Origin of the sequence: Mesorhizobium sp. M0848, from assembly GCF_040319805.1 — a bacterium.
Lineage (GTDB): Bacteria > Pseudomonadota > Alphaproteobacteria > Rhizobiales > Rhizobiaceae > Mesorhizobium.
In genome coordinates, this window is sequence record NZ_JAMYOM010000016.1 from 79,448 (window position 1) to 105,120 (window position 25,673).

A 25,673-nucleotide genomic window follows, 5' to 3' on the forward strand; every position below is an offset into this window, starting at 1 on the left:
CTTGCCTGTTAACGTTTTAAATGATGGGATTTCAACGACTTACCAATTCGCACTCATTCCATTTCGCGGTTACACAGAGTAAGAAACCGTGATTTGGAGTCTCCCTGACGGGACATTATCTTCGCTGCCTACCATCATCGGTTTGCCGGGATTTCGGGGGAAGTCGCCCTGCCAGCCGATTCACACAAGAGCCGCGCCCTCGGGCTGGAGAAGCGGACCTAGGCATTACGGGCTTATGGGGATTGTCTTGCACGACTATCAGACGACATTGAAGACGCGCGCGTCGCTTACCGGCACCGGCGTCCACAGCGGCAAGGAAGTGTCCATCAGCTTCGTGCCCGCGGATGCCGACACCGGCATCGTTTTCCAGCTTTTCAACGGTGCGGAGCAGGGCCGCGAGTTTCGTGCCCTGGTCTCGGAAGTCGGCGCTACCGACCTGTGCACCATGCTTGGTGATCCCGCTGGCGAGCACATCGCCACGGTCGAGCACATCATGGCGGCGCTGTTTGGGCTCGGCATCGATAATGTCGCTGTCGAGATCGATGGTTCCGAGGTTCCTATCTTCGATGGCAGCGCCATGGCGTTCGTCGAAGCCATCGATCAGGCGGGCATCGAGACGCTTTCGGTCAAGCGCCGCTATATCAGGGTCATCAAGCCGGTCCGCATCGAGAACGGCGCCTCGTGGGCGGAGTTTCGCCCCTATGACGGGACCCGTTTCGAGATCGAGATCGACTTCGAAAGTCCGGCGATCGGCCGTCAGCTGTTTGCCTCCGACCTCAATGCCGATATTTTCCGTCGCGACATCGCGCGCGCCCGCACCTTCGGCTTCATGAAGGATGTCGAGCGGCTGTGGGCTGCAGGCTATGCGCTCGGCTCCTCGCTGGAGAACTCGCTGGTCATCGGCGACGACAACCGCGTCATCAATATGGGCGGCCTGCGCTATCCCAACGAATTCGTGCGCCATAAAACGCTGGACGCCATGGGCGACCTGGCGCTGGCCGGCGCCCGCTTCATCGGCTGCTTCCGCTCCTATCGCGGCGGCCACAGGATGAATGCCGCGGCCCTGCGCCGTCTGCTCTCGGACCGCACGGCATTCGAAATCGTCGAGACGACACGCCGCGAGCGTGGCCGCAGCGCCGAGATGAACGCCGTCAATGCGCCACTCTACGCGCCCTGGATGATCTGATTTCCCGGGTTTTTCGGGTTCCATGGGCGATAGCGCATGTGGCAGGAATGCACCACTCGCCAGTGAAATTGCGTTGACGTCCAAGCTGCGTCCGGCCGCCACAAAAATGTGCGATTGGCCGGAGATAGCGTTGTCGGGCAAGGCGGTTATGGTTTATGGCTGCTGCCGTCGATTATGCATGTCGTTCAAAAGTGGGGACCAGTTTTGAAACAATGGCATGCAACTGGCATTGAAATGGCGCCGAAAGGGCGAGATCCAATCATGTTCTTCAAGCGAGTTGGTCAATTGAAAGCACCGCAGAGGGCTGTTTTCCTGGCGCTTTCAGTAGTTGTTCCATCGCTCTTTCTGTCGGCCTGCATGTCGTCGGAGAAAGATATCGACCTGTCGACCTATGTCGACCAGACCGAGCCGGCCGATGTTCTCTACAATCAGGGCCTTGCCAATCTCAATGCCGGGCGCCTGCAGGAGGCGAGCAAGAAGTTCGACGCCGTCGACCGCCAGCATCCCTATTCAGAATGGGCCCGCAAATCGATGGTGATGGGCGCTTTCGCCGACTATCGCCAGGGCAATTACGATGAGGCGATCGGCTCGGCCAAGCGCTATCTCACGCTTTACCCGTCGACCGATGACGCCGCCTATGCGCAGTACATCATCGGCTTGAGCTACTACCGTCAGATCAAGGACGTGACGCAGGACCAGAAGGAAGCGCGTCAGACCGTCCAGACGATGCAGGATCTGGTCACGCGCTGGCCGACATCGGAATATGTCGACGACGCCAAGGAAAAGATCCGCTTCGCCAACGATCAGCTGGCCGGTAAGGAAATGCAGATCGGCCGCTACTATCTCGAGCGGCGTGAATACATCGCCGCCGTCAAGCGCTTCCGCACCGTGGTCGAGAACTATTCTAACACCCGCCATGTCGAGGAGGCGCTCGCCCGCCTGACCGAAAGCTATTACGCGATGGGTCTGACCTCGGAGGCGCAGACCGCCGCCGCCGTGCTCGGCACCAATTACCCTGACAGTTCATGGTACAAGGATTCATACAAGCTCTTGCAGAGCAATGGGCTTGCACCGCGCGAAAATGCCGGGTCGTGGATATCCAAGGCCGGAAAGATGATCACCGGCGCCTGATCCCAAGCAGACGTTGCAGGCTTCACCAACGCGCCGTCTGCCTGGTTTTGTTGCTTGTCGCGGGTTTTAGCCGCAAAACCGCACGACACTTTTGCGGAACCTGCCTGGAGCACTCGGATCGAAGCGTGCGCTTTTTCGGATTGATCCGGTGCTCAAACAAAAAGATAGTGCGGCGCTGCGACTCCAAACCGTCGCGTGCCGTTCTAGATTTGGGTTCTGATGCTTTCCAGACTGTCGATCCGCGATATCGTCCTGATCGAGAAGCTGGATATCGACTTCCAGCCGGGTCTTTCGGTGCTGACCGGCGAAACCGGTGCCGGAAAATCCATCCTGCTCGATGCCTTGTCGCTGGCGCTCGGAGCGCGCGGCGATGCTTCGCTGGTGCGCCATGGCGCGGCGCAGGGGCAGGTCATCGCCGTCTTCGACGTGCCGCGTAACCATCCGGCGCGTACGCTGCTTGCCGACAATGCGATCGAGGATGACGGCGACATCATCCTGCGCCGCCTGCAGACGGCGGACGGCCGCACCCGCGTCTTCGTCAACGATCAGCCTTCAAGCGTCACCCTGATGCGCGATGTCGGGCGCGCGCTGGTCGAGATCCACGGCCAGCATGACGAGCGCGCGCTGGTCGATCCCGGAGCGCACCGCGAGGTGCTCGATGCTTTCGGTGGCCATCTCGGCGCCGTCCGCTCGACCGGCGAGGCATGGCGGCACTGGCGCGCCTGCGAGCAGGAGCTGTCGCGACACCGCGCCAAGGTGGCGGCGGCGGCGCGCGAGGCTGATTATTTGCGCGCGGCGGTGGCGGAACTGACGAAGCTCGATCCGCAGCCGGGCGAGGAGACCGATCTCGCCGAACTGCGGGCGTCGATGATGCGAGCGGAGAAGATCGCTTCCGAAATCCATGATGCGCAGGATGTGCTATCCGGCCCGTCCTCGCCCTTGCCGCAACTGGCCAGCCTGCTGCGGCGGCTGCAGCGCAAGGTGACGGAGGCGCCCGGCCTGCTCGACGATGTCGTCAAATCGCTCGATGAGGCGATGCTGTCGCTCGACGCGGCGCAATCGGGCGTCGAGGCAGCATTGCGCGCCACCGAATATGATCCGCAACGGCTGGAGAAAGCGGAGGAGCGGCTGTTTTCGCTGCGTGCGGCCTCGCGCAAGCACAGCGTCGCCGTCGACGATTTGGCGCAGCTGCGCGACACGATGTCGGCCGATCTCGCCGATCTCGATGCCGGCGAGGAGCGCCTGCACGGGTTGGAAAAGCAGGCCACTGCCGCGCGCGAGACCTATGACATTGCCGCCGCGCAGCTGTCCTCGCTTCGTCATGCGGCGGCGGTCGGCCTGACCAAGGCGGTGATGGCGGAATTGCCGGCTCTGAAGCTCGAACGCGCCGCCTTTATCGTGGAAATGAAGAGCGAGGTCGAAAGCCGCATGGAAGAGGGGATCGATCAGATCGAATTCTGGGTGCGGACCAATCCAGGCACGCGGCCCGGGCCGATGATGAAAGTGGCCTCCGGCGGGGAGCTTTCGCGCTTCCTTCTGGCGCTGAAGGTGGCGCTGGCTGACCGCGGCTCGGCACCGACGCTGGTGTTCGACGAAATCGACACCGGTGTGGGCGGCGCTGTCGCCGACGCTATCGGCCAGCGGCTGGCGCGGCTGTCGAAGCGCGTGCAGGTGCTGTCGGTGACGCACGCACCACAGGTGGCGGCGCGCGCGGCGACGCATTTCCTGATCTCCAAATCCGGCACCACCGACCGTGTCGCCACAGGCATTGCCGAAATGGATCGGCCGGCGCGGCAGGAAGAGATCGCACGCATGCTGGCCGGCGCCACCATCACCGACGAGGCGCGCGCCGCCGCGGAGCGGCTGCTGCGTGAGAATACCGCCGTTTCCTGATGGCGCTGCTTCCCGATCGGGGGTGCCTCTAACTGGTGAAATTCGACACACGAACAGAGTCAGCATATGGCTCCATCCTGCTGTTTCGGCGTGGTTTTGTCAGAATTCAGCTCCCTTCCATCCGAATCCTGATCTATTGTCCCGGGCCAACAGCAGCCAGGTGCAAAACCATGTCCGAAAAACCAGTCGATGCCCTGACCGAAAGCGAGGCCGAAGCTGAGCTGAAGCGCCTCGCGGAAGAGATCGCCGAGCACGATCGGCGCTACCATACCGAAGACGCGCCAGTTATCACCGATGCAGAATATGATGCGCTGGCACGGCGCAACCTTGCCATCGAGGAGCGCTTTCCAGCGCTGGTTCGCGAGGACTCGCCATCGCTGAGGGTTGGTGCAGCACCCGCGGAAGGCTTTACCAAGGTGCGCCACGCCGTGCCGATGCTCAGCCTTGCCAAGGCCTATACCGACGATGACGTCACGGATTTCATCGAACGCGGGCGGCGGTTCTTCGATCGCGACAAGGAGCTCGACATCGCCTTCACCGCCGAACCGAAGATCGACGGGCTGTCGGCTTCGCTGCGCTACGAGAACGGTGTGTTCGTGCAGGGCGCGACGCGTGGCAACGGCGCCGTCGGCGAAGACATCACCGCCAATTTGAAGACTATCGCCGACATCCCTGCGAAGTTGAAAGGCTCGGGCTGGCCCGAAACCATCGAGATCCGCGGCGAGGTTTATATGACCTATGCGGAATTCGAGGCGCTGAAGCAACGCTCGGCAGCGGCCGGCGGCCAGGACTATGTCAATCCGCGCAATACGGCGGCCGGGTCGCTGCGCCAGAAGGATCCGTCCGTCACCGCCAGCCGCAACCTCAAATTCTTCGCCTATGCCTGGGGCTACACCTCGGCGGATCCCGCTCCGACCCAATATGATTCGGTACAGAAATTCGCCGAGTGGGGGTTCAAGATCAGTCCGCTGATGGTGCGGGCGAAATCGGCCGAGGAGTTGATCGCGCATTATCATCGGATCGAGGAGCAGCGCTCGGCGCTCGGCTACGATATCGACGGTGTCGTCTACAAGGTCGACCAGCTGGAATTGCAACGCCGATGGGGCTTCGTCACCGGCGAACCGCGCTGGGCGGTCGCGCATAAATTCCCGGCCGAACAGGCGATGACGACCGTGCAGAAGATCGACATCCAGGTCGGCCGTACCGGTACGCTGGCGCCGGTTGCGCGGCTGGCGCCGGTCACTGTCGGCGGCGTCGTGGTCGAGAACGTCACGCTGCACAATGAGGACTACATCAAGGGCCTGGACAGCACCGGCGAGCCGATCCGAGATGGCATCGATGTGCGCATCGGCGATACGGTCGTGATCCAGCGGGCAGGCGATGTCATTCCGCAGATCGTCAGCGTCGTCATCGACAAGCGGCCTGCTGATGCGGTGCCTTACGAGTTCCCTCACACTTGCCCGATCTGCGGCTCGCCGGCGACGCGCGAGATCAACGAAAAGACCGGCAAGGAAGATTCCCGCCGGCGCTGCACCGGCGAACTGATCTGCCCGGCGCAGGCGGTGGAGGGATTGCGCCACTTCGTGTCACGCGGCGCCCTGGACATCGAAGGGCTCGGCGCGGAAAACATAGACACGTTCTTCAATGCGGGATTGATCAAGACCGCCGCCGATATCTTCACGCTCAGGGACCGCCGTCCGGCTGTCACCAGGGCGCTGGCCGAGCGCCGTGAGGAGCAGGCAAGGCAGCGCGAGGCCGCATCGGGCAAGACACGCAAGAATGTGCGCAGCGTCGAGGATCGCAACTATGAGGGCCTCGACAAGCTGTTCGCCGCCATCGATTCGCGCCGCGAGCCGGAGCTGGACCGCTTCATCTTCGCGCTCGGCATCCGCCATATCGGTGAAACGACGGCCGCCGTGCTTGCCCGCACCTTCTCGACCATCGAGGAGCTGATCCGCGTCGGCAAGGAGACAGCGGCAGCGGAGAATCCACATACAGTTTTCCCCTCGGTCAACGGCATCGGCGATACCGTGATCGATGCTTTGCGCGACTTCTTCGGCAATGAGCGCAATGACGACGTGCTTGACGCGTTGCTCCGCCAAGTCAAGCCGAAGCCGTATATCGTCAACGTCTCGGCCGACAGCGAGGTCGCCGGCAAGACGGTCGTGTTCACGGGCTCGCTGGAGAAGATGACACGCTCCGAAGCCAAGGCGATGGCGGAGCGCCTCGGCGCCAAGGTCGCGGGCTCGGTTTCGGCGAAGACCGATCTTGTCGTGGCCGGGCCAGGTGCCGGCTCCAAGCTGAAGCTCGCCAGCGAACTCGGCATCGAGGTGATCGACGAGGATGCCTGGCTGGTGCGGATCGGCAAGGCATGACCGGACCGTTCAGCGGCTTCGGCCCCAAAGCCATTCCGTTCCTCAAGGCGCTGGATTTCCACCAGAGCCGCGAGTGGTTCCTGGAGAATCGCGACCTCTTCGAAAAGGATTTGCGCGATCCATTCGGTGATCTCGTCGAGACGCTGACCGCGCGCTTCGCGGAGGCAGGTCTCGGCCTGCGCGGCGACCGCAAGAAGTCGCTGTTCCGGATCAATCGCGACGTGCGTTTCGCTAGGGATAAGCGGCCCTACAACAGGCATTTGTCGGCCATCCTGTCGCCCGACGGCACCAAGATGGAGCAGGGCGTGTTCTACGTGCATATCGGGCTTGAGCGCTGCTTTGCCGACATTGCCTGGTGGCAGCCGGAGCCTGCGCTGCTGCTGGCGATGCGCAAAGCCGTCGCGACGAAGCCGGACAAGTTTCGCGCCCTGGTGGCGGCGCTGAAGAAGAACCGGCTTGAACTCGAGACCGAAGGCCGTATGAAGCGTACGCCACGCGGCTTCGAGGAAATCAGCGATCCCGATCTGGTCGCCGCCATCCGCCACCGGCATTTCTATGTCCAGCATGTCATCGATCCGGCCGGAATCCATACGGCTGATCTGGTCGATGAACTCGTCGATTTCACCTTGCGCGCCAAGCCGCTGCTCGACTGGGGCAGGGCGATTGAGGGCAAGATCCCGAAGGAATAAGCGTCTAACTCAGCCGATCCAGCGATCATTTCCGCTGATCGTTTGGCTCAAGCGAATTCGTGTGACACGGCGAGGCGCGCCACCTACATACCGCGCTTCCCTTGTTGTTGTGCATGTCGTTATCCCTGCTACGCACTTTTGGGCGACATGTATCAGGAGTGGTTGATGGCGACGGACGCAATTTCGGAGAGCAGCGAAAGAAGCGATTTCTGGCAGGGCGTGCGGCTGTCGATGCCTGTCGTGGTGGCGTCGGCGCCGTTTGCGGTGCTGTTCGGTGCGCTCGCCGTCGACAATGGTTTCTCGGTCCTGGAAGCCTTCCTGATGAGCGCGCTGGTCTATGGCGGCGCCAGCCAGATGGTCGGCATCCAGCTGTTCGGCCAGCATGTGGCGCCGTGGCTGATCGTGCTGTCGATCTTCGCCGTCAATTTCCGCCACGTGCTCTATTCCGCAGGCATCGGCCGGCGCATCGCGCACTGGCCTGTCACCCAGCAGGCACTTGGTTATTTCATCCTCACCGATCCGCAATTCGCGGTAGCCGAAGCGCGGGCGCAATCGGGCCAGACAGTCGGCTTTGCCTGGTATCTGGGGCTTGGCTTGCCGGTCTATCTGTTCTGGATCGTCGAAAGCGCGCTTGGCGCGCTGTTCGGCAAGCTGATCCCCGACACGCATGCGCTCGGCATCGATTTCCTGCTGCCGATCTATTTCCTCGGTCTCGTGCTGGGCTTTCGCAAGCGGCCGCTGTGGCTGCCGGTGGTCGTCGCCAGCGCCGCCGCCTCGATCATCGCCTACAAGACGGTGGGCTCGCCTTGGCATGTCTCGATTGGCGCTGTTTCCGGTGTGCTGCTGGCGGTCATCCTGCCTCCCCATCACAGCGGCGTAAAGGCACGGCCATGAGCACGACCTTCTGGATCATCATCGCCGGCGCAATCGCGACCTATCTGACGCGCATCGGTGGGCATCTGGTCATCTCCCGCTTCGAAACCATCCATCCGCGCGTCGAGGCCGGTCTCAACGCCGTGCCGGCGGCGGTGCTGACGACGCTGGTGGCGCCGGAACTGTTGAATGCCGGGCCGGCGGAATGGGCCGCACTGGTGGTCACCGCGGTCGTCTCGCTGCGCGGTGGGTTGATGGCGATGTTTCTGGCGGGTGCGGCGATGTTGATCGTGGCGCGGCAGTTCGTCGGGTAGGGCGTATCGATATTCAGGTGATGACGGCCTGCAAACGGCGGCTTCCTGCGCTTCCGGTGCTCACGTACCCAAAAGTACGCTCCGCTCCGGTTCTCGGAACCCATCGTTTTCGGCTCGTCCTGACCTGAATCTCGACACGCCCTCGGCGCCTCAGAAAATCAAATCTTCGCGTCGTGCGGCAGCGGCGCTGTCGCCTTCTCCAGCCAGGCCAGCGTTTCGCCGTCGAGCATCGGGCCGATCTCGGTCAGCACGCGCGCATGGTACGTGTCCAGCCAGTGCAACTCGTCGCGCGTCAGGAGGTCCGACTGCACCAGTCTTGTGTCGATCGGCGCCAGCGTCAGCGTCTCGAAGCCGTGCATGGCGATATCGCCGCCCTCGATCTCTTGCGCCGACGTCACCAGGATCAGGTTCTCGATGCGGATGCCGTAGGCGCCTTCCTTGTAGTAGCCCGGCTCGTTGGACAGCATCATGCCTTCGAGCAGCTTTTCGGTGCCGGTGCGGGCGATACGCTGCGGCCCTTCATGCACGGCCAGATACGAGCCGACGCCATGGCCGGTGCCGTGGGCGAAGTCGCAACCGTGCTTCCACAGCGCCATGCGCGCGACGGCATCGATCTCGGAGCCGCGCGTGCCGGCGGGAAAGCGCAAGGTGGAAATGCCGATCATGCCTTTCAGCACCAGGGTGAAGCGTTCGCGCATCTCCTGCGTCGGCTGGCCGATTGGCACGGTGCGCGTGATGTCGGTGGTGCCGTCCTGATACTGCGCACCGGAATCGAGCAGGAACAGCTCGCCGGCCTGCAGCTTACGGCTGGTGGCGCGCGACACGCGGTAATGCATGATGGCACCGTTCGGGCCGGCGCCCGAAATGGTGTCGAAGGAGACATCGCGCAACGGCATCTGGGTCTCTTCGCCGGTCTGCCGGCGCTGTTCCTCCAGCCGGGTGACCACCGATATCTCGTCGAGCGATCCGGGTTTTTGCCGCTCCAGCCAGCACAGAAGCTTCGCCACGGCGGCACCGTCACGCCGATGCGCGGCGCGCGAGCCGTTGATTTCGGCCTGGTTCTTGGTGGCGCGCGGGATGCGGGCGGGGTCGGCTGCGGCGATCACGGTGCCGCCATTGGCCTCGACCAGCATGCGCAGCCTGTCGGCCGCCAGCACCGGATCGAGCGCGATTTTCGCGCCACTCTTGGCAAGTGCCGCAATCGCCGCTTCGAATTCGCCGGGCTCATGCGGCTCGGCGAGCTGGGTGAGGTAGGCCGCGACCTGGCGCGAGAACTTGCGCTTATCCATGAAAAGCTGGTGCGACCCATCGGCGGCGAGGATGGCGAAGCCGAGCGCCAGCGGCGTGTGCGGCACGTCGCCGCCACGGATGTTTAAGGCCCAGGCGATGGAGGAGGGGTCGGTCAGCACCGCATGGGTGGCACCATCCTTGGCGATTGCCGCCGCCAGCCGCGCCAGCTTGTCCTTGGCAAGCTCGCCGGCAAAGCCGATCGGGTGAAGCTCGACGGGTGCCACCGGCGCCTCGGGCTGATCCTTCCAGATGATGTCGATCGGGTTCTTGTCGAGCGGCACCAGCACCGCGCCTGATTTGTCGGCCGAGGCCTGCAGCGCCTTGACCTCGCTGATCGTGTGCAGCCATGGATCGAAGCCGAGCCGTGCGCCCTTGCCAAGATTGTCTTTCAGCCAGACGGCCGGGGGATTGTCGACCAGGCTTTCGATCGAAAAGACGTCGAGATCGACCTCGCTGCGCACCTGCAGCGTGTAGCGCCCGTCGACAAAGACGAAGGCGCGGTCGCGCAGGACGATGGCGACACCGGCCGAGCCGCTGAAGCCGGTCAGCCATTTCAGCCGCGCCGAGCGGTCGGCGACATATTCGCCCTGATGCTCGTCGGCACGCGGCACGATGAAGCCGTCCAGCCCGTTGGCTTCAAGCCATTGGCGCAGCAGCGCCAGGCGTGGCTTGCCGACGGCCGGGTCGCCGGCGGAATCGAAGGTCTGGAACATTGTGGGCCTCCTGCGGTCAGCGCAACCGTAGCGTACGGTCGCGGAAATCGGAATCGATTTCCGGCTGGGCGCAACCTGCTACAGCATCGCTTGGCTGACAATCGGCGGAACTTGGTCCAAGCTCGGTCGTTGCCGGCCTGCATGCCTCAATGCTTCAGATGGATCGTCACCCAGCCTTCGCGGTGCAAGGTGCGCACGTGGCGAAAATTCTGGCCGACATAGGCCGATATGACGGCGTCGCGCTGACGCTCGAGGATGCCTGACAGCACGACCGAGCCGCCAAGTGCGATGTGACCAGCCATTTGCGGCGCCAGCCGCATCAGCGGCCGCGCCAATATGTTGGCGACGATCAGATCGAAGGGCGCGCGCTTGCCGAAGATCGGATGGTGAAAGCCAGGCGCGGTTGCTGTTTCCACCAGTGCCTTGACGTGGTTGAGCCGCGCATTGGCGGCAGCCACCCGCACCGCCACCGGATCGATGTCGGTGGCCAGCACAGGAATATGCGCCAGCTTGGCGACGGCGATCGCCAGCACCGCGCTGCCGGTGCCGAGGTCGAGCGCATTGCGCGGATGCTCGCGCCGCACCACTTTCTCCAGCATTTCCAGGCAGCCGGCTGTGGTGCCGTGGTGACCGGTGCCGAAGGCGAGGCCGGCCTCGATCTCGATGGCCAGTTCACCGCTGTGGCGCTTGCGGCGGTCATGCGCGCCGTGGACGAAGAAACGGCCGGCACGCACCGGCTTCAGCTCTTCCAGCGAATGCGCCACCCAGTCGATGTCGGGCAGGGCCTCGCGCTTGATCGGCTTCGATAGGGAAAGGCCGGCAAGGATCTCGTTCAAGCGGGTCTCGACCGCATCGACGTCGCCATCGGCATAGAGCGACACTTCGTGGATGTCCTTGTCCTCGTCGACCTCCAGGACGGCGATCGGCAGCCCCTCTTCCTCGAAGGCTGCCTCAAGCGCCGCGAAAATGCTGACGGACTCGATCTTTCCGGTGGTGAAGTAAAGGCGCGTCTGGGTCATGAAAAGGTAATCAGCCTTTCGCCGCCAGCCGCTTCAGCTTGGCGATGGCCGTATCGGCGCTTTCGCCGTAGGCGATGGTGCCGGCAAAGTCGCCATTGGCGTTGAGCAGCAGCACCGAGGCGGTGTGGTCCATCGTGTAGTCGCCGTCGCCGGTGTCGACCTTCTTCCAGTAGATGCCGAACGACTTGGCCATGGCATGGACCTTGTCCGGAGCGCCCGTGATGCCGACGATACGGTCGGAGAAATTGCTGACATAGGCGTTCATCACTTCCGGCGTGTCGCGCTCGGGATCGACCGAGACGAAATAGGCGTGCAGGTTCTTGCCGTCGTCGCCGAGCGTCTTCAGCCAGCCGGCCAGTTCGAACAGCGTGGTCGGGCAGACCTCGGGGCAATGGGTGAAGCCGAAGAAGACGACGCTGGGCTGCCCCCTGAAGGCGGCTTCGGTGATCGGCGTGCCTTTCTGGTCGACCAGGGTGAAGGCGGCCCCGAACGGTTCGCCGCCATAGTGGCCGCGGTACCAGTCGAAGGTCAGCCAGCCGATGCCGGCCGCCATCAGGACGAGAATGCCGACCAGGATAGAACGCATCATCATCAAAAGTCCGTCTGCAGAAATCGCCGCGCCGGCTCAATGCCGCGCCTGTGCGACAGTCTTAGCGGTTCGGCCTCGCACAGGCAAAGTGCCGCGTTGCCGCAACCGCGGCGGTGTCGACCTATCTGCTTGCAAAGCCGGGCTGCTCGCCCCACCTGTGACCGGCAACTCGAACCGCAGGAGGCTAGTTTGCGACGACTGGTTGGGCACGGACTGATTGGGCGAAAACTGATCGGCGGCGCATTGGCCGCGTGCGTTGTCCTTGGCGCCGGTGCCGCGGTCGCCGAGGAAGTCGGCAAGATCGGCGTCGACTGGCTCGGCAACGACATCATCGTCGAAGCGATCAAGGATCCGAAAGTGGAGGGCGTGACCTGCCATGTCTCCTATTTCGATCGCGGCATCATCGATCGCCTGCACAAGGGCAACTGGTTCGAGGATCCGTCCGATTCCTCGATCTCATGCCGCCAGACCGGTCCGATCACCATCGGTGACATCGACATGAGAGAGGGCGGCGAGGAAGTGTTCAAGCAAGGCATCAGCCTGATCTGGAAGAAGCAGGTGGTGAACCGCATCTACGACAAGGCCAACGAGACGCTGATCTATCTCTCGCATTCGCGCCAGGTGCAGAACGGCTCGGCCAAAATGTCGGTCACCACCGTGCCGCTCTACGGTCAGAACGTGGTGTGGAGCAAAGGCAAGCCGTAACAGGCTGCCGACCTTCGGACGATTGGTCCCGCTTGCGGGACCAATCGCTCGGGGGTAAAGCCGCCGGCATGGACCGTTCCGAAAACCTCGTCCCGAAAGACCCCGAGCCACGCATCCATCCGACCGCGGAGCTGAAGGCGTGCAAGCTCGGCCGCTATGCCTCGATCGGCGAGCGAGTGGTGCTGCGCGAGGTGAATGTCGGCGACTTCTCTTATTTTGAACGCCACTGTGAAGCGATCTACACGACGATCGGGAAATTCTGCTCGATCGCCGCCAACAGCCGCATCAATGCGCTGGAGCATCCCATAGAGCGGCTGACCCAGCACAAGCTCAGCTACCGGCCGAACGAGTATTTTCGCTGGCTGGGCGTCGATGCCGCCTTCCGCGAGCGGCGGCGGGCGAAAGCGGTGACCATCGGCCATGATGTCTGGATCGGCCACGGCGCGGTGATCATGCCTGGGGTCGCCATCGGCAACGGTGCCGTCATCGGCGCCAACGCCGTGGTGACGCGTGACGTGCCGTCCTATGCGATCGTCGCCGGCGTGCCGGCGAAGGCACTCCGGCCACGCTTCGCTCCGGATATGGCGGCGCGGATCGAAGCTCTCGCCTGGTGGGATTGGCCGGTCGAAAAGCTCGCCAGAGCGGTTCCCGACATGCAGGCAATGCCGATCGAAGCGTTCCTCGACCGCTGGGAAAACGACGCCGTCTGACCAGTTCAAGTGCGTAGCGTTGAGACGGAGTCGGGCGACGCGCTTCAAGGCCCGCCGGACTGAAACCCCTTCCGCCATGCGGGGGTGGCGCAGCGGAAGGGGCTGGAGTTAAACCGCTGTGAAGCGGAAGGAACAGGCACTCTTGCCTGCAGGGTTACTGTGACATTGAACCCATAAGCTGTGTTTTCTGCCTTATTCTCCTTATGCGTGCATTCGATTGCACTTACGTATTTGTTTGCGTCGGGAACCTGAAACGGTCGCTGATTGTTTCTCATCGCGCCGCAGCGTCGAGGATACGATAGATGGAAAAGCATTTCACCAAGGTCGCCAACTGGGTCGCCCGCATAGCCGGCCTGCCGCCTACATTCGCCGTCTGTTGCCTGATCGTCATCGTCTGGGCGGTGAGCGGTCCGTTCTTCGGCTTTTCGGACACCTGGCAACTCGTCATCAACACGGGCACGACCATCATCACCTTCCTGATGGTCTTCCTGATCCAGAACACTCAGAACCGCGACGGCGCGGCGATCCAGGCCAAGCTCGACGAACTGATCCGGGTCGGCAAGGGCCACAACCACTTCATAGGCATCGAGCATCTGACCGAATCCGAAGTCGAGGAAATCCGCGCCAAATGCGAGCGTGCGGCAAAGCGGCATGACGAACAGATCGCCGACATGGCAGCGAAGAAGGTTGTGACGAGGAAGCGCGGGTCGAAAAAGCAGGCGGCCTAAGATCAGTCCTTCATGAACGCCGCGAAACTGTCGTTGTGGTCCGGATGCCAGCGGGACAGGGCTGGGCGGTTCTCGATGATGTCGCCGATCGCCCAGGCCATGCGCTTTTCATCCAGCGGGCGGGCCGCCTCATTGTCCGGGCACAGGATGTAGAAATCGCCTCTGGTCAGGGATTCCAGCATGAAATCCACAACCTGTTCGCCGGTCCAGGCGCCGGCCGGTTTTTCCGTCGCGCCCTCGGTCAGGCCGGTAAAGGTGAAGCCGGGGATCAGCAGATGGGCAGCGACATGGGCGCCGGGTTCGTTGCGTAACGCATGCGCCAGGCCCTCGGTGAAGGTTTTCACCCCTGCCTTGGAGACATTGTAGGCAAGATTGCCGGGCGGCGTGGTGATGCCTTGCTTGGAGCCGGTGTTGACGATCAGACCCGGCCCGGCCGAGGCCAGCATGCGCGGCGCGAAGGCCTCCACGCCATGCACGACGCCCCAGAAATTGATGTCCAGCAGCCGTTTCCAGGCGTCGCGGTTTTCCCATGGCTTTCCGGGATTGTCGCCGACGCCGGCATTGTTCATCAGCAGCGACACGCCGTCGAAGGCGCCGAACGCCCTCTCGGCGAGGCGGTCCACCTCATCCGCCTTCGAAACGTCGGCGGCGACGGCAAGCACGGCATCGTCGCCGGCAATCGCAGAAACGGCGCGCGAGGCGTCGTCAAGCCGCGCGCCGCCAATGTCGGCCAGCACGATCTTCATGCCCATCAGTGCAAGCCGCTTGGCGGCCGCCAGACCGATGCCGCTGGCGGCGCCGGTGATCACGGCGGCATTGCCTGGGGCAAGCGCGGGCAGGGCGGTCTGGATCTCGGCGTCGGTGATCATGAGCGATGGGTTCCTTGTTCGATGCGCCGAACTTAGCGCCGGAACCGGTCGGTGCAAGCCTCTGCTCGCCTTGTCGGGTTGACCAGTTCGGTCGAGGCTGCGCATGTTGCCCTTTGCCTCCGCAAAAGAGATTTTGCCCTGGGGACAAAACAAACTTTAGCCCTGGGGACAAACGGAGATTTCCTGATTGACGGACTGGGTTGCAATCCTGAAAGAACAGACCGCCATTGGCGACCAGATGGGCCGCGAGGTGCCGCAGATGCTGGCCAATCCCGACATCAGCGAAACGCAGGTGAAGACGCTCTTTTCCGCCCTGGAGAAACAAGCCGAGTTCGTCGAGAAGCTGCGCATGGCGCTGGAAAAGTTCGGCCATGATTTCTCGATCATCAAGGCCGCGGAACGGCTGGAGGAGCGCTATGCCGACCTTGCCGCATCGGTGGCGGAAAAACTGAAAGCGATGCGCAAGTAGCGCAACTCTGGGAAAGACGTGCAACGCTTTGCCTTGAAAATGCGTGAAGACAGCTACTTTTCAATCACCCGCGCAAAGCGCGTATCCGGTACGAGCCATATCATCGCGACCAGCACATAGAGCGCGACGCCGATCCACTGGCTGACGAAGGTCAGCACGACGGCTGCGATGTAGACAGCCAGGGAGAGCTTCCCCTTGCGGTCAGTACCCAGCGCCTTGGCAAAAGCGGTATCATTGCCGTGCAGGCGATGCAGCGCGGCGGCGAGTATGGTGTAGGCGATGGCGCATAGCGCGAGGTCGGTGCCATAGACCGCGACCGGCACCGGCGCAAAGTGGTTCTCGCCCATGAAGGCTGTGGTCACCGGCATCAGCGACAGCCAGAACAGCAGATTGAGGTTGGCCCACAGCACGCGCCCGTCGACCCGCTGCACGGCGTGGAACATGTTGTGCAGGTTGTTCCAGTAGATGCCGACATTGATGAAGGACAGCACGTAGCAGAAGAAGATCGGCCACAACGGCACCAGGGCGGAGAAGTCCTCGCCGTGCGGCACTTTCAACTCAAGCACCATGATGGTGATGATGATGGCCACGACACCATCGGTGAATGCCTCGACCCTGCCTTTGCCCATGGATCCCACCTTTGCCCGCGATGAATTGTCGAAAGAGAGAGTAAACGCTAGCGGATGTTGGGGAGCCAATAAATGGCAACCGGGGAATTCCTCAACCATGTCCAAGGAAAATCCGGCATCAGTCCCGCTGGTCAGGACGATTACGGCCGCCCACCGTTGACTTTTCTTGGCTTGGCCGCTCCTCTTGCAGGGCAGTCTTGGCCGAAGCAGATGTACGGCTGGGATTCGAATGGAGGGGACTGATGAGATTTCGTTTTCTGCTTGTGGTCGCGACCATCCTGGCCGCGGTCTTCGGAACGTCGGCCGCGGCCTTCGCCTACAGCGCCCACACCTCGACCAACCTCAACGTCCGCAGCGGGCCGGGAGCGGGATACGCCAGGGTGGGAACGCTGCCCGCCGGCTTCAGGGTCAATGTCACCGGCTGCCAGCCGGGCTGGTGTAGAATCCACGGCGGCGGCGTGAGCGGCTGGGCCAGCGCCGGTTATCTCGAACGCTCCCAAATCGTTCGCCCGCCGATCATCATCGTGCGCCCGCCGCATCGGCCGCACTGGCAGCACAGGCCGCACCGTCCTCCGCACCATCGCCCGCCGCACAAGCCGCGCCCCGGCAAGTGCAAGATCGCGCCCGGCTTCCCCTGCAGGTGAGGCCGACCGGTTGAGCGATAGATGACGGATCGGAGCCGCTGGCCCCGATCCGAGCCTGTTCAGCCGGCAGATATCCCGCTCAAGCAATGTCCACGGTGCTGTCAGGAGCCTCCCTGTCGGCTGGAACGTCGTGGATGAAACCGCGTTAAATCCTCGATCCCCGAAATTGGTGACGAGGTTGGCCATGGCCATTCGCAATTTTGCGCATACGCACGAAGGAGCAGGTGGCGACGCTCTTGCAATCCCCACCGTCGCCGCGATGATTGCGGTGCTGTTTGCCGGCAGCACGGTGCTGACGCCGCTCTATATCGTGTACAAGCAGCAATTCGGCTTTTCACAAATCACCCTGACGCTGATCTACGCCGTGTATGTCGTCGGCAATCTGGCGGCATTGGTGATGTTCGGCGGGGTGTCCGATGTCGTCGGGCGCCGGCCCGCGAGCCTGGCGGCGATGCTTGTCGCCATCGTCAGTGCGCTTGTCTTCCTGTTTGCCGGAAACGTCGTCTCGCTCGACGTCGCCCGCATCCTGAGCGGGCTTGGCATCGGCGTCGGCGCGGGGACCGGAACCGCGTGGATTGCCGAGCTTCTTCCCGGCGCGGACAAGTCGCGCGCCAGTGTGATCGCCACCAGCACCAATTTCCTCGGCCTCGGCTTCGGCGCACTGATTTCGGGACTTCTGGCTGAATATGAGCCATGGCCGTTGCGGCTGATCTTCATCGTCTATCTGGCAGCACTTTTGGTGGTAACGGTCCTGGTCTGGCGCACTCGCGAAACGATGGCGAAGCCGGGCGGCCTGCGGCGGCTTTCCTTGCGGCCGCAACTTTCCGTCCCGGAGGAAATCCGTGCGCGCTTCGTCGCGCCGGCGGTGACCGGCTTCGGCGCGATGGCGCTGGTCGGGTTCTACGCCGCGTTGGCGCCGAGCATCCTGGCGCAGCAACTGCATGTGACCAACCACGCCGTCGCCGGCGCGCTGTTCTTCGAACTGGCGATCGTCACCGCGATCAGCATTGTCGTTCTGATGCACATGAAGAGCAACAAAGCGATGCTGGCTGCGCTGGCATTGATGATCCCAAGCGTCTCGTTGGTGGTGGCGGCGCAGATACTGGCCTCGATGGCACTGATGGTTGCTGCGACGGCCTGTTGCGGCGTTGCGGCGGCGCTTGGTTACCGTGGCGGGCTGCAAGTAGTGAACGAGATCGCGCCGAAGGCTCGTCGCGCCGAAGTGGTGTCCAGCTTCTTCATCTGCTGCTTTGTCGGCAACGCCTTGCCCGTCATCGGCATTGGCATCGTTTCGACCTATGCCAGTCCCATCGCCGCCAGCCTGGCATTCGCCGGCGTGATCGTGGCGTTTGCGTTGGTGGCACTGGCTTTTGAGCTGAAACAACACGGGCGTTGAGCCCTGGAGCTGTCCAGCGGAACCGGGTTGGCTTCAGCCGTTCGGTGTTTCAGGCGAAAGATGCGCGCGTCCGCGTGGCACGCCAAGACCGGTGTCCGGCGGCTCGCCGGCTGCCGGTCTGTTCTCGATCATGTGCGTGGTGCGCCAGCGGCCGAAACGGTAGTAGGCAGAGGCCAGTACAAGCGAGCTGATCGAACCCACCGGGAAACTCCACCACAGCGCTTCCTCGCCGATCACGCCACGCATGAAATAGGCAAAGCCGGTGCGCACGATCAGCACCGAAATGACCAGGATGATCAGCGGCGGCATCACGGCACCCGTGGCTCTTACGGTGGCAAACAGCACGATGGTTATGCCGAACAGAATGAACGACCACGAGGCGACATTGTTGATGTGGACGGCGATGTCGATCGCCGCGCTGTCGCTGCTCAGGAACAGGCTCAGCACCGAACGGTCGAAAACCGACAGCACGGCAACCAGCGCGCCGGTCAGGACCAGGTTGAAGCCTACACCGGAGGCGGCGATGCGGCCGATCCGGTCCCAGCGCCCGGCGCCGACATTTTGCGCCGCCATCGAGGACACCGCGGCGCCGATGGCGAGCGCCGGCATCTGGATATAGGTCCACAGCTGGGCGGCGATGCCGTAAGCGGCGGCGACCTGCGAGCCGTTGGAGTTGACCATGCCCATCACTGTCAATGCAGCCGCGGAGATGACAATCATCTGCAGACCCATCGGCACGCCCTTGAAGACGACGATGCGAAGCAAGGTGGGATCGGGCCGCAGCAGAGCGAGGTTGGCGCCGGCCAGCCGCAGCGGATGCTTGCGCACATAGAGCACGATCAGGATGGCGATCACGCTTACCGTCTGGCCGATCAGCGTGGACGTGGCGGAGCCCGCGATGCCGAGCTCGGGAAACGGCCCGATGCCGCGGATGAGCAATGGGTTGAGCACGATGTCGAGGACGACGGCCAGCGCCATGAAGAAGAAGGGCGTGCGTGAATCGCCGGCACCGCGCAGCACGGTCATGACGAAGGACAGAAGGTTCATCATCGGCACGGCGACGAAGATGATGCGCAGATAGGAGCGCGCCAGCGGCAAGGCATCGGCCGGTGTGCCGAGCGTGTTGAGAATGGCGTCGACCCAGATCCAGCCGCAGACCGCGAAGACAACCGAGACGAGGAAGAAGAACGTCGCGCTGGTGCCGACGATGCGGCGCGCCTCGGGCAGGTCGCGGGCACCGACCGACTGGGCCACCAGAATGGTGGCCGCCATGCCGATGCCGAACACAGTGCCGAGGATCAGGAACAGGACGAGGTTGGCGTTGGAGGTGGCGGTCAGCGCCGATTCGCCGAGGAAACGGCCGACCCAGACGGCGTTGATCGAACCGTTGAGCGACTGCAGCACGTTGGAGCCGAGCACCGGCAGGGCGAACAGCAGAAGCGTGCGCGGGATCGGGCCGCTGGTCAGGTCGCCGGTGCGCCGGCGCGCGGGCATTTTTTCGTCCATGGCGGGCAGCTCGGCGGATGGAGATTTGGATCCAGTCCACGATGATATCGCAGGCGGGACCGAGATGCACCCTTGCGAACGCGCCGCACGGTTGAAAGGCCGCTGCCCCGTTCATGCCCAGCCGCGAGCCCCAGCGGACGCGCCAAGCGCGCCCGCCCGGGCAGTGGTGGTTACTTCTTGGTCAGACCCGGCAGCGTGACCTGATAGACCAGGAACATGGTGTCGACATTGGCGCCGTCTTCGGCCTTGTAGGGCGCGCCGACCTGAAAACCGTCCTGGGCGAGGAAGTCGTTGTCGTTGGCGACGAACAGGAAGTAGTCGTCGGGCAGCTTCGGATCCAGAACGCTGACCACTGACATCGCCTCCCACTTCTCGGACAGGTTATCCTGGTCGTTGGGCGCGCCATTGTGCAGGCCGAAGCGGCCGAGCTCGGCACTGTCGTTGATGTCGATGAATGGCGTCAGCTTGGCCGGTGTCACCGATGGGTCGACGACGCCCTTGGGGGCGACCGGCTTGTCAGCGGCGTCGAAGGCGCCGCCGGCGATGTCGGTCGCGACCGAGACGTCGACGACGAAGATCTGGCGCACAAGCGAGGTGTCGCCCTTCAGCCCCTGGCCGTTGCCGCTGTCGCGCGCCAGCATCAGGAAAGTCTGATCCGACAGTGCCACGATCTCGCTCTGCGCGGCGACCTTGGTCTTGCCCTTGGCATCCTTGAACACCGGCAGCGGCACGACATACTCATGCGCCAGCTTGAGATGGCCGAGGTCGGATGCGTCGTAGACGAGGGCGCGGGTGTTCTGGCGCGTGGCGGGCGAATCGCCGCCGTCCTGCCGGGGCGCCGACTGCAGCACGGCGATCAGGAACTTGCCGTCTGGCGTCATTGCCATGCCTTCGAGGCCTTGGTTGTTCTGGCGGCCGGTTTCGGGATCCTTCGGATCGGGCTCGGCGGCACCGGGTCCCGGATTGTCCGAGGCGAAGTTCGGCGTGCCGTGGCGCATCGGCACGAGGGCGGCCGGTGGCTGGGTTGCCGACAGCAGATGCCCGTCGGCGGAAAACCGATAGATGTTCGGGCCGTATTCGTCGGAGATGAACATCGAACCATCGGGCAGCCGCACGATCGCCTCGTTGTCGAGCGCCAGCTTGCCATTGTCGGCTTGCGGCAGGATCGGCATGTCGCCGCTTGCCGCGCGCACGCCGTTGAGCGGGTCGAGGCCGGTGGCATCAGCGCCCTTGTCGTCGGTGAGCAGCATGGTGTCGGCGAGCGTCGCCTTGACGCCCGTCTGCTCCTGGCCGGCAGCGGGTGCGGCACCCAATGCGGTCGGCATGAATTCTATGCCGATGGTGTTGAGGCGCGGCCGGTAGTCGGTGGTGCCGACGACATTGTAGCCGCGGTCGGGCAGCAGCCAGAGCGAACCCTTGTAACCATCGGCGCCGTGCGTCCAGCCTGATGTGTCGATCGCCATGCCGGAGCCCGAGCCGAAGGTCTCGCCGAACTTGTCGCGCTGAGCGGCCGGGATGCGGCCGACACCGACCAGCCCCTTGTTGACGAGGCCGCCGACGGTCGCGGTGCTGTCGGCGAGCGCCGGCGTCAAGGCGGTGAACAAGGCCAGCGCGACGCCGAGCGACGCGGTTCGGTACAGGTGTTTCATGAATAATCCTCTTTGTGACGGATGTGCCGCGAGGCGCGACATCGATGATGCCGCGCAGGCCTCCCCGAAACGCGGTCTACGGCGCGAACATGATGCTTACGTGACAGCGCGCGGTGCATGCCGGCGGTCGACGAAAAACGATGCGCGCGCGCGCACTAGACACTTATGTCCAGTAAATCTATGCTCCAGCCTTCGGACTAACCGTGGAGGGGAAGCCTTGAAGTCGCACTACCGCGCAGTCGTCATCGGAGGTGGCGTGGTTGGAGCCTCGGTGCTCTATCACCTGACGCGGTTCGGCTGGAGGGATGTGGCGCTGATCGAGCGCGCCGAACTGACGGCCGGTTCGACGTGGCACGCGGCGGCAGGCTTCCATTCGCTCAACGCGGATCCCAACGTGGCGGCGCTGCAGGACTACACCATCAATCTCTACCGGGAGATCGAGGCCGAATCCGGCTGGGATATCGGCCTGCACATGACGGGCGGCGTCAACATCGCCAGCGATCCCGCGCGCTGGGAGTGGCTGAAATCGGCCTGGGCGGTGTTCCAGTCGGTCGGCATCGAGACCGCTAGGTTGGTAACGCCCGATGAGATCAAGACGATCTGCCCGATCGTCGACGTCACCGGTGTGCTTGGCGGGCTGCATGATTCCAACGAAGGCCATCTCGACCCGTACGGCACGACGCATGCCTATGCGGGTGCTGCGAAGAAGCGCGGCGCCGACATCATCCTGCGCAACCGGGTCGTCGAGTTGAAGCCGCGCGCCGACGGTCGCTGGGATGTCATCACGGAGCAGGGCACCATCATCGCCGAGCATGTCGTCAATGCCGGCGGGCTGTGGGCAAAGCAGCTCGGCCGCATGGCCGGCGTCGACCTGCCGGTGACGCCGATGGAGCACCATTATTTCATCACTGAGGACATTCCCGAGATCGCGGCGCTGGACAGGGAAATCGGCATCGCCGTCGATCTCGATGGCTTTTCGTATCTCCGGCAGGAGCGCAAGGGCGTGCTGCTGGGCGTTTACGAGCAGAATCCGAAGCACTGGAACATGGATGGTGCGCCATGGGACTACGGCATCGAGCTGATCCCGGAAGACATCGATCGCATCAGCCCGGAACTCGCCAAGGCGCATGAGCGCTTCCCCTGCCTGGCGACTGCCGGCATCCGCAAATGGGTCAACGGTGCCTTCACCTTCACCCCGGACGGCAATCCGATTGTCGGGCCGGTGCGGGGGCTGAAGAATTACTGGGTCGCCTGCGGCGTCATGGCCGGTTTCAGCCAGGGCGGCGGCGTCGGCAAGTCGCTGGCCGAATGGATGATTTACGGCGAACCGCAGGCCGACATTTTTGGCATGGACATCGCCCGCTACGGCGCCTTCGCCGCCAACCGGGAATATCTCAAGCAGACCACGCGCCAGTTCTATTCGCGCCGCTTCGTCATGACCTTTCCCAATGAACGGCTGCCCGCCGGCCGGCCGCTGAAACGCCCCGGTGCCTATGACGGCATGACGGCCGCGGGATGCGAATGGACGGCTTCCTGGGGGCTGGAAATCCCGGCCTATTTCGCGCCGATGGGATTTGCCGAGAACACGACGCTGCGGCGCTCCAACGCCTTCGACATCGTCGGCGACGAGGCGCTGCAGGTGCGGCGCGCCGCCGGTCTCGTCGATATCTCGGCCTATTCGCGCTATGCGGTGGCGGGGCCAGGTGCAGAAGCCTGGCTCGACCGGCTGCTCGCCTGCAGGCTGCCGAAGCCGGGGCGGGCCGGCCTGGCGCCGATGCTCGGTCTTGACGGACGGCTGAAGGGCGACCTCACCGTCTTCAACTGGGGCGGCGGCAGCTATTGGCTGATGGGCTCCTACTATCTCCGGGAATTCCACATGCGCTGGTTCGAGAGCCATGCGGCTGAAGGCGTCACCGTCGCCGACCTGTCCGACACGATGAGCGGCTTTCTGCTGACCGGGCCGAACGCGCGCAAAATACTGGAGCGAACGACGCATCAGGATGTTTCCGGCGCAGCGCTGCCGTTCATGGCCTGCGGCGCATTTGATATCGGCATGGTGCAGGCACGTGTTGCGCGGCTGTCGATATCAGGCGAACTCGGCTTCGAAATCAGTTGCCCCGTGACCATGCATGCCACTCTGCGCGACACGCTGCTGGGCGCTGGCGAGGATCTGGGCCTTGCCGAAATCGGCTACTATGCGCTCAATGCGCTGCGGCTGGAGAAGAGCTTTGGCATCTGGTCGCGCGAATTCACGCAAGGCTACACGCCGGGCCAGACCGGTCTCGACCGGTTCATCGCTTTCGGCAAGAGCGACTTCATCGGCCGCGAAGCTGCCTTGAAACAGCGCGAGGCCGGTAGCGGCCAAAGCCTTGTGACCCTGGAAATCGATGCGTTCGACGCCGACGCCAGCGGCTTCGAGCCGGTCTGGTATCAGGGCCGACGCGTCGGCTTCGTCACGTCGGGCGGCTATGGCTATACGGTCGGCAAGAGCCTGGCGCTGGCGCTGGTCGACCGCGATGTTGCAGGCGAGGGCACCGCGCTCTCCGTAAATGTCGTGGGTGAGGAACGGCCGGCGCATGTCGTCGCGGCCTCGCCCTACGATCCCGAGGGCAAGGCAATGCGGCAATGAGGAGGATTTCCGATGGTCGATGACGCGGCACGGGATGGCAGGCGCGAACGCCGGCGTGGACGCACGGGCGAGGCCGGCAGCGAAAGCAGCCGCCGGCCGAATTACCATTCGCTGAAGAACCCGTTCCTGCCGCAGCCGATCTTTTCGGACGATCAGGTGGCCGCGATTCACGACACCGCGCTGCGGGTGCTGGAAGAGCTCGGCATCAAGGTGCTGCTGCCGCAGGCGCGTGAGCTTTTCGCCAGCGCCGGCGCGCTGGTCGATCCGGACACCGACATGGTGCGCATCGGGCGCGACATGGTGACGACGGCACTCGCCTCGGCGCCGAGATCGATCCACGCTCACGCCGGTTCGCGCGCCCGCGATCTGACGCTGGAGCTCGGCTCGATGACCTTCCTGGCCGGATGCGGGGCGCCGAACGTCACCGATCTCGAGCGCGGCCGGCGGCCGGGAACACTGGCGGATTTCGAGGATCTCATGCGGCTGGTGCAGCATTTCGACGTGCTGCATATGCTGGGGCCCTGCATCGAACCGCAGGATGTCGACAACCGCTTTCGGCACTATGCCGTCAACCGCGCGCAGCTGACGCTGTCGGACAAGTTTCCATTCGTCTTCGCGCGCGGCACGCCGCAAGTCCAGGACGGGTTCGAGATGCTTCGTCTGGCGCGCGGCCTGTCGCAGGACGAGTTTCTGGCAAATGCATATTGCTACACCGTCATCAACACCAACTCGCCGCGCCAGCTCGACATCCCGATGGCGCAAGGCATCATCGATTTCGCCCGCGCGGGCCAAATCTCCGTCATCACGCCGTTCTGCCTGGCAGGCGCCATGGCGCCGATCACGGTGGCCGGCGCGTTGACGCTGCAGCACGCCGAAGCGCTGGCCGGGCTGACGCTGGCGCAGATCGTGCGGCCGGGTGCGCCGGTCGTCTATGGCTCGTTCTCTTCCAATGTCGACATGAAATCCGGTGCGCCGGCCTTCGGTACGCCCGAGCATGTCAAGGCGACGCTGGGCGCCGGCCAGCTGGCGCGCTTCACCGGACTGCCGTGGCGGTCCGGCGGCGGCAGTGCCGCAAACATCTCGGATGCGCAGGCCGCGCACGAAACGCAGTTCGCGCTGTGGGGTTCGGTACTGGCTGGGGCGACGATGTGCATCCATGCCGCCGGCTGGCTGGAGGGCGGCCTCAGTGTCTCCTTCGAGAAGCTGATCACCGACATCGAGGCGCTGCAGACGGTGGCTGAACTCTGTGCCGTAACCCCGGGTGACAGCGATGCCATCGGTTTCGAGGCGATCGCCGAGGTGCAGCCGGGCGGCCATTTCTTCTCGGCCGGCCACACCATGGTGCGCTACCGCACCGCCTTCTACGAACCGCTGGTGGCCGACTGGTCGAATTTCGGCAATTGGACGCAAAGAGGGTCGAAGACGGCGAGCGAGCGCGCCACCGGCGTCTGGAGGCGGGTGCTTTCCGATTTCGCGCCGCCGGCAACGGCTGCCGCCACCGCCGGCGTGCTGGATGAGTTTATCGCGCGGCGCACGGCAGAGGGCGGAGCGGCGCCGGTGTCTTAAGGCCGGCTCTCGCTGATCGCCCTGGTTGTGGCGCGATCCGGAGCCTACAGCGCCTCCCGCGCATTCAAGGTTGCGGCCGGTGCACTGCGGCACCGGTGTGC

Annotated in this window: 22 protein-coding genes; 15 read left to right on the forward strand and 7 right to left on the reverse strand. The window is 63.7% G+C overall.

Going from position 1 to position 25,673, the window contains the following annotated elements; all coding sequences use genetic code 11:
* The first annotated feature begins 235 nt into the window (after positions 1-235).
* From lpxC to NKH95_RS19375, 7 genes are all read left to right on the forward strand, one after another.
* On the forward strand, positions 236-1,186 hold the full coding sequence (lpxC, locus tag NKH95_RS19345; RefSeq protein ID WP_023813134.1) for a UDP-3-O-acyl-N-acetylglucosamine deacetylase: 951 nt from the start codon (positions 236-238) through the stop codon (positions 1,184-1,186).
* A 261-nt stretch (positions 1,187-1,447) separates the two neighbouring features.
* A complete protein-coding gene (locus NKH95_RS19350) occupies positions 1,448-2,317 on the forward strand; it encodes an outer membrane protein assembly factor BamD (RefSeq protein ID WP_023813133.1) in 870 nt (289 codons plus the stop codon).
* Positions 2,318-2,536: 219 nt separating this feature from the next.
* Entirely contained in the window at positions 2,537-4,210 is a 1,674-nt protein-coding gene (recN, locus tag NKH95_RS19355; protein ID WP_352442242.1) for a DNA repair protein RecN, read from the forward strand.
* Between the two features lie 170 nt (positions 4,211-4,380).
* A complete protein-coding gene (gene ligA / locus NKH95_RS19360) occupies positions 4,381-6,585 on the forward strand; it encodes an NAD-dependent DNA ligase LigA (RefSeq protein ID WP_127296004.1) in 2,205 nt (734 codons plus the stop codon).
* The gene (locus NKH95_RS19365; RefSeq protein ID WP_352442243.1) at positions 6,582-7,274 is read left to right on the forward strand and encodes a DUF2461 domain-containing protein; all 693 of its coding nucleotides are present in this window, start codon (positions 6,582-6,584) and stop codon (positions 7,272-7,274) included. The genes ligA and NKH95_RS19365 overlap by 4 nt, the downstream gene beginning before the upstream one ends.
* 165 nt (positions 7,275-7,439) lie before the next feature.
* Positions 7,440-8,168 carry an AzlC family ABC transporter permease gene (locus tag NKH95_RS19370; RefSeq protein ID WP_352892548.1) on the forward strand — a complete coding sequence of 243 codons (729 nt, stop codon included), beginning with the start codon at positions 7,440-7,442 and terminating at the stop codon, positions 8,166-8,168.
* Positions 8,165-8,461, forward strand: coding sequence for an AzlD family protein (locus NKH95_RS19375; RefSeq protein ID WP_352442244.1), 297 nt, complete (start codon positions 8,165-8,167; stop codon positions 8,459-8,461). The genes NKH95_RS19370 and NKH95_RS19375 overlap by 4 nt, the downstream gene beginning before the upstream one ends.
* 158 nt (positions 8,462-8,619) lie before the next feature.
* Here NKH95_RS19375 and NKH95_RS19380 read toward each other — a convergent pair whose 3' ends face one another.
* The 3 genes from NKH95_RS19380 to NKH95_RS19390 all read right to left on the reverse strand — a co-directional run bounded on the left by NKH95_RS19380 (position 8,620) and on the right by NKH95_RS19390 (position 12,072).
* The gene (locus tag NKH95_RS19380; protein ID WP_352442245.1) at positions 8,620-10,464 is read right to left on the reverse strand and encodes an aminopeptidase P family protein; all 1,845 of its coding nucleotides are present in this window, start codon (positions 10,462-10,464) and stop codon (positions 8,620-8,622) included.
* 146 nt (positions 10,465-10,610) lie between these two features.
* Positions 10,611-11,483: a 50S ribosomal protein L11 methyltransferase gene (locus NKH95_RS19385; RefSeq protein ID WP_352442246.1), complete on the reverse strand. Its 873-nt coding sequence runs from the start codon at positions 11,481-11,483 to the stop codon at positions 10,611-10,613.
* Between the two features lie 10 nt (positions 11,484-11,493).
* Complete coding sequence (locus NKH95_RS19390; protein ID WP_128303538.1) at positions 11,494-12,072, reverse strand: SCO family protein; 579 nt, start codon at positions 12,070-12,072, stop codon at positions 11,494-11,496.
* Positions 12,073-12,261: 189 nt separating this feature from the next.
* Between NKH95_RS19390 and NKH95_RS19395 the strand changes: the two genes are divergently transcribed.
* The 3 genes from NKH95_RS19395 (at position 12,262) to NKH95_RS19405 (ending at position 14,215) form a co-directional block, all read left to right on the forward strand.
* The gene (locus tag NKH95_RS19395; RefSeq protein WP_352442247.1) at positions 12,262-12,777 is read left to right on the forward strand and encodes a CreA family protein; all 516 of its coding nucleotides are present in this window, start codon (positions 12,262-12,264) and stop codon (positions 12,775-12,777) included.
* Between the two features lie 68 nt (positions 12,778-12,845).
* Positions 12,846-13,487: a transferase hexapeptide repeat family protein gene (locus NKH95_RS19400; protein ID WP_023813124.1), complete on the forward strand. Its 642-nt coding sequence runs from the start codon at positions 12,846-12,848 to the stop codon at positions 13,485-13,487.
* A 302-nt stretch (positions 13,488-13,789) separates the two neighbouring features.
* Positions 13,790-14,215, forward strand: a complete 426-nt coding sequence (locus tag NKH95_RS19405; protein WP_352722485.1) for a low affinity iron permease family protein — start codon at positions 13,790-13,792, stop codon at positions 14,213-14,215.
* A gap of 2 nt (positions 14,216-14,217) precedes the next feature.
* Here NKH95_RS19405 and NKH95_RS19410 read toward each other — a convergent pair whose 3' ends face one another.
* The gene (locus NKH95_RS19410; RefSeq protein WP_352892551.1) at positions 14,218-15,084 is read right to left on the reverse strand and encodes an SDR family NAD(P)-dependent oxidoreductase; all 867 of its coding nucleotides are present in this window, start codon (positions 15,082-15,084) and stop codon (positions 14,218-14,220) included.
* Positions 15,085-15,271: 187 nt separating this feature from the next.
* Between NKH95_RS19410 and NKH95_RS19415 the strand changes: the two genes are divergently transcribed.
* Entirely contained in the window at positions 15,272-15,553 is a 282-nt protein-coding gene (locus NKH95_RS19415; RefSeq protein WP_023813121.1) for a hypothetical protein, read from the forward strand.
* 53 nt (positions 15,554-15,606) lie between these two features.
* Here the strand turns inward: NKH95_RS19415 and NKH95_RS19420 are convergent, their stop codons facing one another.
* Positions 15,607-16,182: a TMEM175 family protein gene (locus tag NKH95_RS19420; protein ID WP_127293041.1), complete on the reverse strand. Its 576-nt coding sequence runs from the start codon at positions 16,180-16,182 to the stop codon at positions 15,607-15,609.
* A gap of 242 nt (positions 16,183-16,424) precedes the next feature.
* Here NKH95_RS19420 and NKH95_RS19425 point away from each other — a divergent pair, with 242 nt between their 5' ends.
* Both NKH95_RS19425 and NKH95_RS19430 read left to right on the forward strand, forming a co-directional pair.
* Positions 16,425-16,826: an SH3 domain-containing protein gene (locus NKH95_RS19425; RefSeq protein WP_023813119.1), complete on the forward strand. Its 402-nt coding sequence runs from the start codon at positions 16,425-16,427 to the stop codon at positions 16,824-16,826.
* A gap of 184 nt (positions 16,827-17,010) precedes the next feature.
* Positions 17,011-18,222, forward strand: coding sequence for an MFS transporter (locus NKH95_RS19430; protein WP_352794796.1), 1,212 nt, complete (start codon positions 17,011-17,013; stop codon positions 18,220-18,222).
* A gap of 33 nt (positions 18,223-18,255) precedes the next feature.
* Here the strand turns inward: NKH95_RS19430 and NKH95_RS19435 are convergent, their stop codons facing one another.
* Both NKH95_RS19435 and NKH95_RS19440 read right to left on the reverse strand, forming a co-directional pair.
* Positions 18,256-19,728, reverse strand: a complete 1,473-nt coding sequence (locus tag NKH95_RS19435; RefSeq protein ID WP_352892554.1) for an MATE family efflux transporter — start codon at positions 19,726-19,728, stop codon at positions 18,256-18,258.
* 170 nt (positions 19,729-19,898) lie between these two features.
* Positions 19,899-21,377, reverse strand: coding sequence for an esterase-like activity of phytase family protein (locus NKH95_RS19440; RefSeq protein ID WP_352794798.1), 1,479 nt, complete (start codon positions 21,375-21,377; stop codon positions 19,899-19,901).
* Between the two features lie 217 nt (positions 21,378-21,594).
* On the opposite strand from NKH95_RS19440, the gene NKH95_RS19445 reads away from it, so the two are divergent.
* Together NKH95_RS19445 and NKH95_RS19450 are read left to right on the forward strand one after the other, a co-directional pair.
* A complete protein-coding gene (locus NKH95_RS19445) occupies positions 21,595-24,006 on the forward strand; it encodes a GcvT family protein (RefSeq protein ID WP_352892558.1) in 2,412 nt (803 codons plus the stop codon).
* 12 nt (positions 24,007-24,018) lie between these two features.
* Positions 24,019-25,572 (forward strand): trimethylamine methyltransferase family protein, encoded by a 1,554-nt coding sequence (locus tag NKH95_RS19450; protein WP_352892560.1) that lies wholly within the window; start codon positions 24,019-24,021, stop codon positions 25,570-25,572.
* Positions 25,573-25,673: the final 101 nt, after the last annotated feature.

What these genes read in the sequence shown, in the direction of transcription:
- NKH95_RS19430 (WP_352794796.1), top strand. Translation starts at nt 17,011, where the DNA reads ATGGCCATTCGCAATTTTGCGCATACGCACGAAGGAGCAGGTGGCGAC.
- NKH95_RS19435 (WP_352892554.1), bottom strand. Translation starts at nt 19,728, where the DNA reads ATGGACGAAAAAATGCCCGCGCGCCGGCGCACCGGCGACCTGACCAGC.
- NKH95_RS19365 (WP_352442243.1), top strand. Translation starts at nt 6,582, where the DNA reads ATGACCGGACCGTTCAGCGGCTTCGGCCCCAAAGCCATTCCGTTCCTC.
- NKH95_RS19380 (WP_352442245.1), bottom strand. Translation starts at nt 10,464, where the DNA reads ATGTTCCAGACCTTCGATTCCGCCGGCGACCCGGCCGTCGGCAAGCCA.
- lpxC (WP_023813134.1), top strand. Translation starts at nt 236, where the DNA reads ATGGGGATTGTCTTGCACGACTATCAGACGACATTGAAGACGCGCGCG.
- NKH95_RS19425 (WP_023813119.1), top strand. Translation starts at nt 16,425, where the DNA reads ATGAGATTTCGTTTTCTGCTTGTGGTCGCGACCATCCTGGCCGCGGTC.
- ligA (WP_127296004.1), top strand. Translation starts at nt 4,381, where the DNA reads ATGTCCGAAAAACCAGTCGATGCCCTGACCGAAAGCGAGGCCGAAGCT.
- NKH95_RS19385 (WP_352442246.1), bottom strand. Translation starts at nt 11,483, where the DNA reads ATGACCCAGACGCGCCTTTACTTCACCACCGGAAAGATCGAGTCCGTC.
- NKH95_RS19420 (WP_127293041.1), bottom strand. Translation starts at nt 16,182, where the DNA reads ATGGGCAAAGGCAGGGTCGAGGCATTCACCGATGGTGTCGTGGCCATC.
- NKH95_RS19410 (WP_352892551.1), bottom strand. Translation starts at nt 15,084, where the DNA reads ATGATCACCGACGCCGAGATCCAGACCGCCCTGCCCGCGCTTGCCCCA.
- NKH95_RS19405 (WP_352722485.1), top strand. Translation starts at nt 13,790, where the DNA reads ATGGAAAAGCATTTCACCAAGGTCGCCAACTGGGTCGCCCGCATAGCC.
- NKH95_RS19350 (WP_023813133.1), top strand. Translation starts at nt 1,448, where the DNA reads ATGTTCTTCAAGCGAGTTGGTCAATTGAAAGCACCGCAGAGGGCTGTT.
- NKH95_RS19400 (WP_023813124.1), top strand. Translation starts at nt 12,846, where the DNA reads ATGGACCGTTCCGAAAACCTCGTCCCGAAAGACCCCGAGCCACGCATC.
- NKH95_RS19390 (WP_128303538.1), bottom strand. Translation starts at nt 12,072, where the DNA reads ATGATGCGTTCTATCCTGGTCGGCATTCTCGTCCTGATGGCGGCCGGC.
- NKH95_RS19370 (WP_352892548.1), top strand. Translation starts at nt 7,440, where the DNA reads ATGGCGACGGACGCAATTTCGGAGAGCAGCGAAAGAAGCGATTTCTGG.
- NKH95_RS19450 (WP_352892560.1), top strand. Translation starts at nt 24,019, where the DNA reads ATGGTCGATGACGCGGCACGGGATGGCAGGCGCGAACGCCGGCGTGGA.
- NKH95_RS19375 (WP_352442244.1), top strand. Translation starts at nt 8,165, where the DNA reads ATGAGCACGACCTTCTGGATCATCATCGCCGGCGCAATCGCGACCTAT.
- NKH95_RS19440 (WP_352794798.1), bottom strand. Translation starts at nt 21,377, where the DNA reads ATGAAACACCTGTACCGAACCGCGTCGCTCGGCGTCGCGCTGGCCTTG.
- recN (WP_352442242.1), top strand. Translation starts at nt 2,537, where the DNA reads ATGCTTTCCAGACTGTCGATCCGCGATATCGTCCTGATCGAGAAGCTG.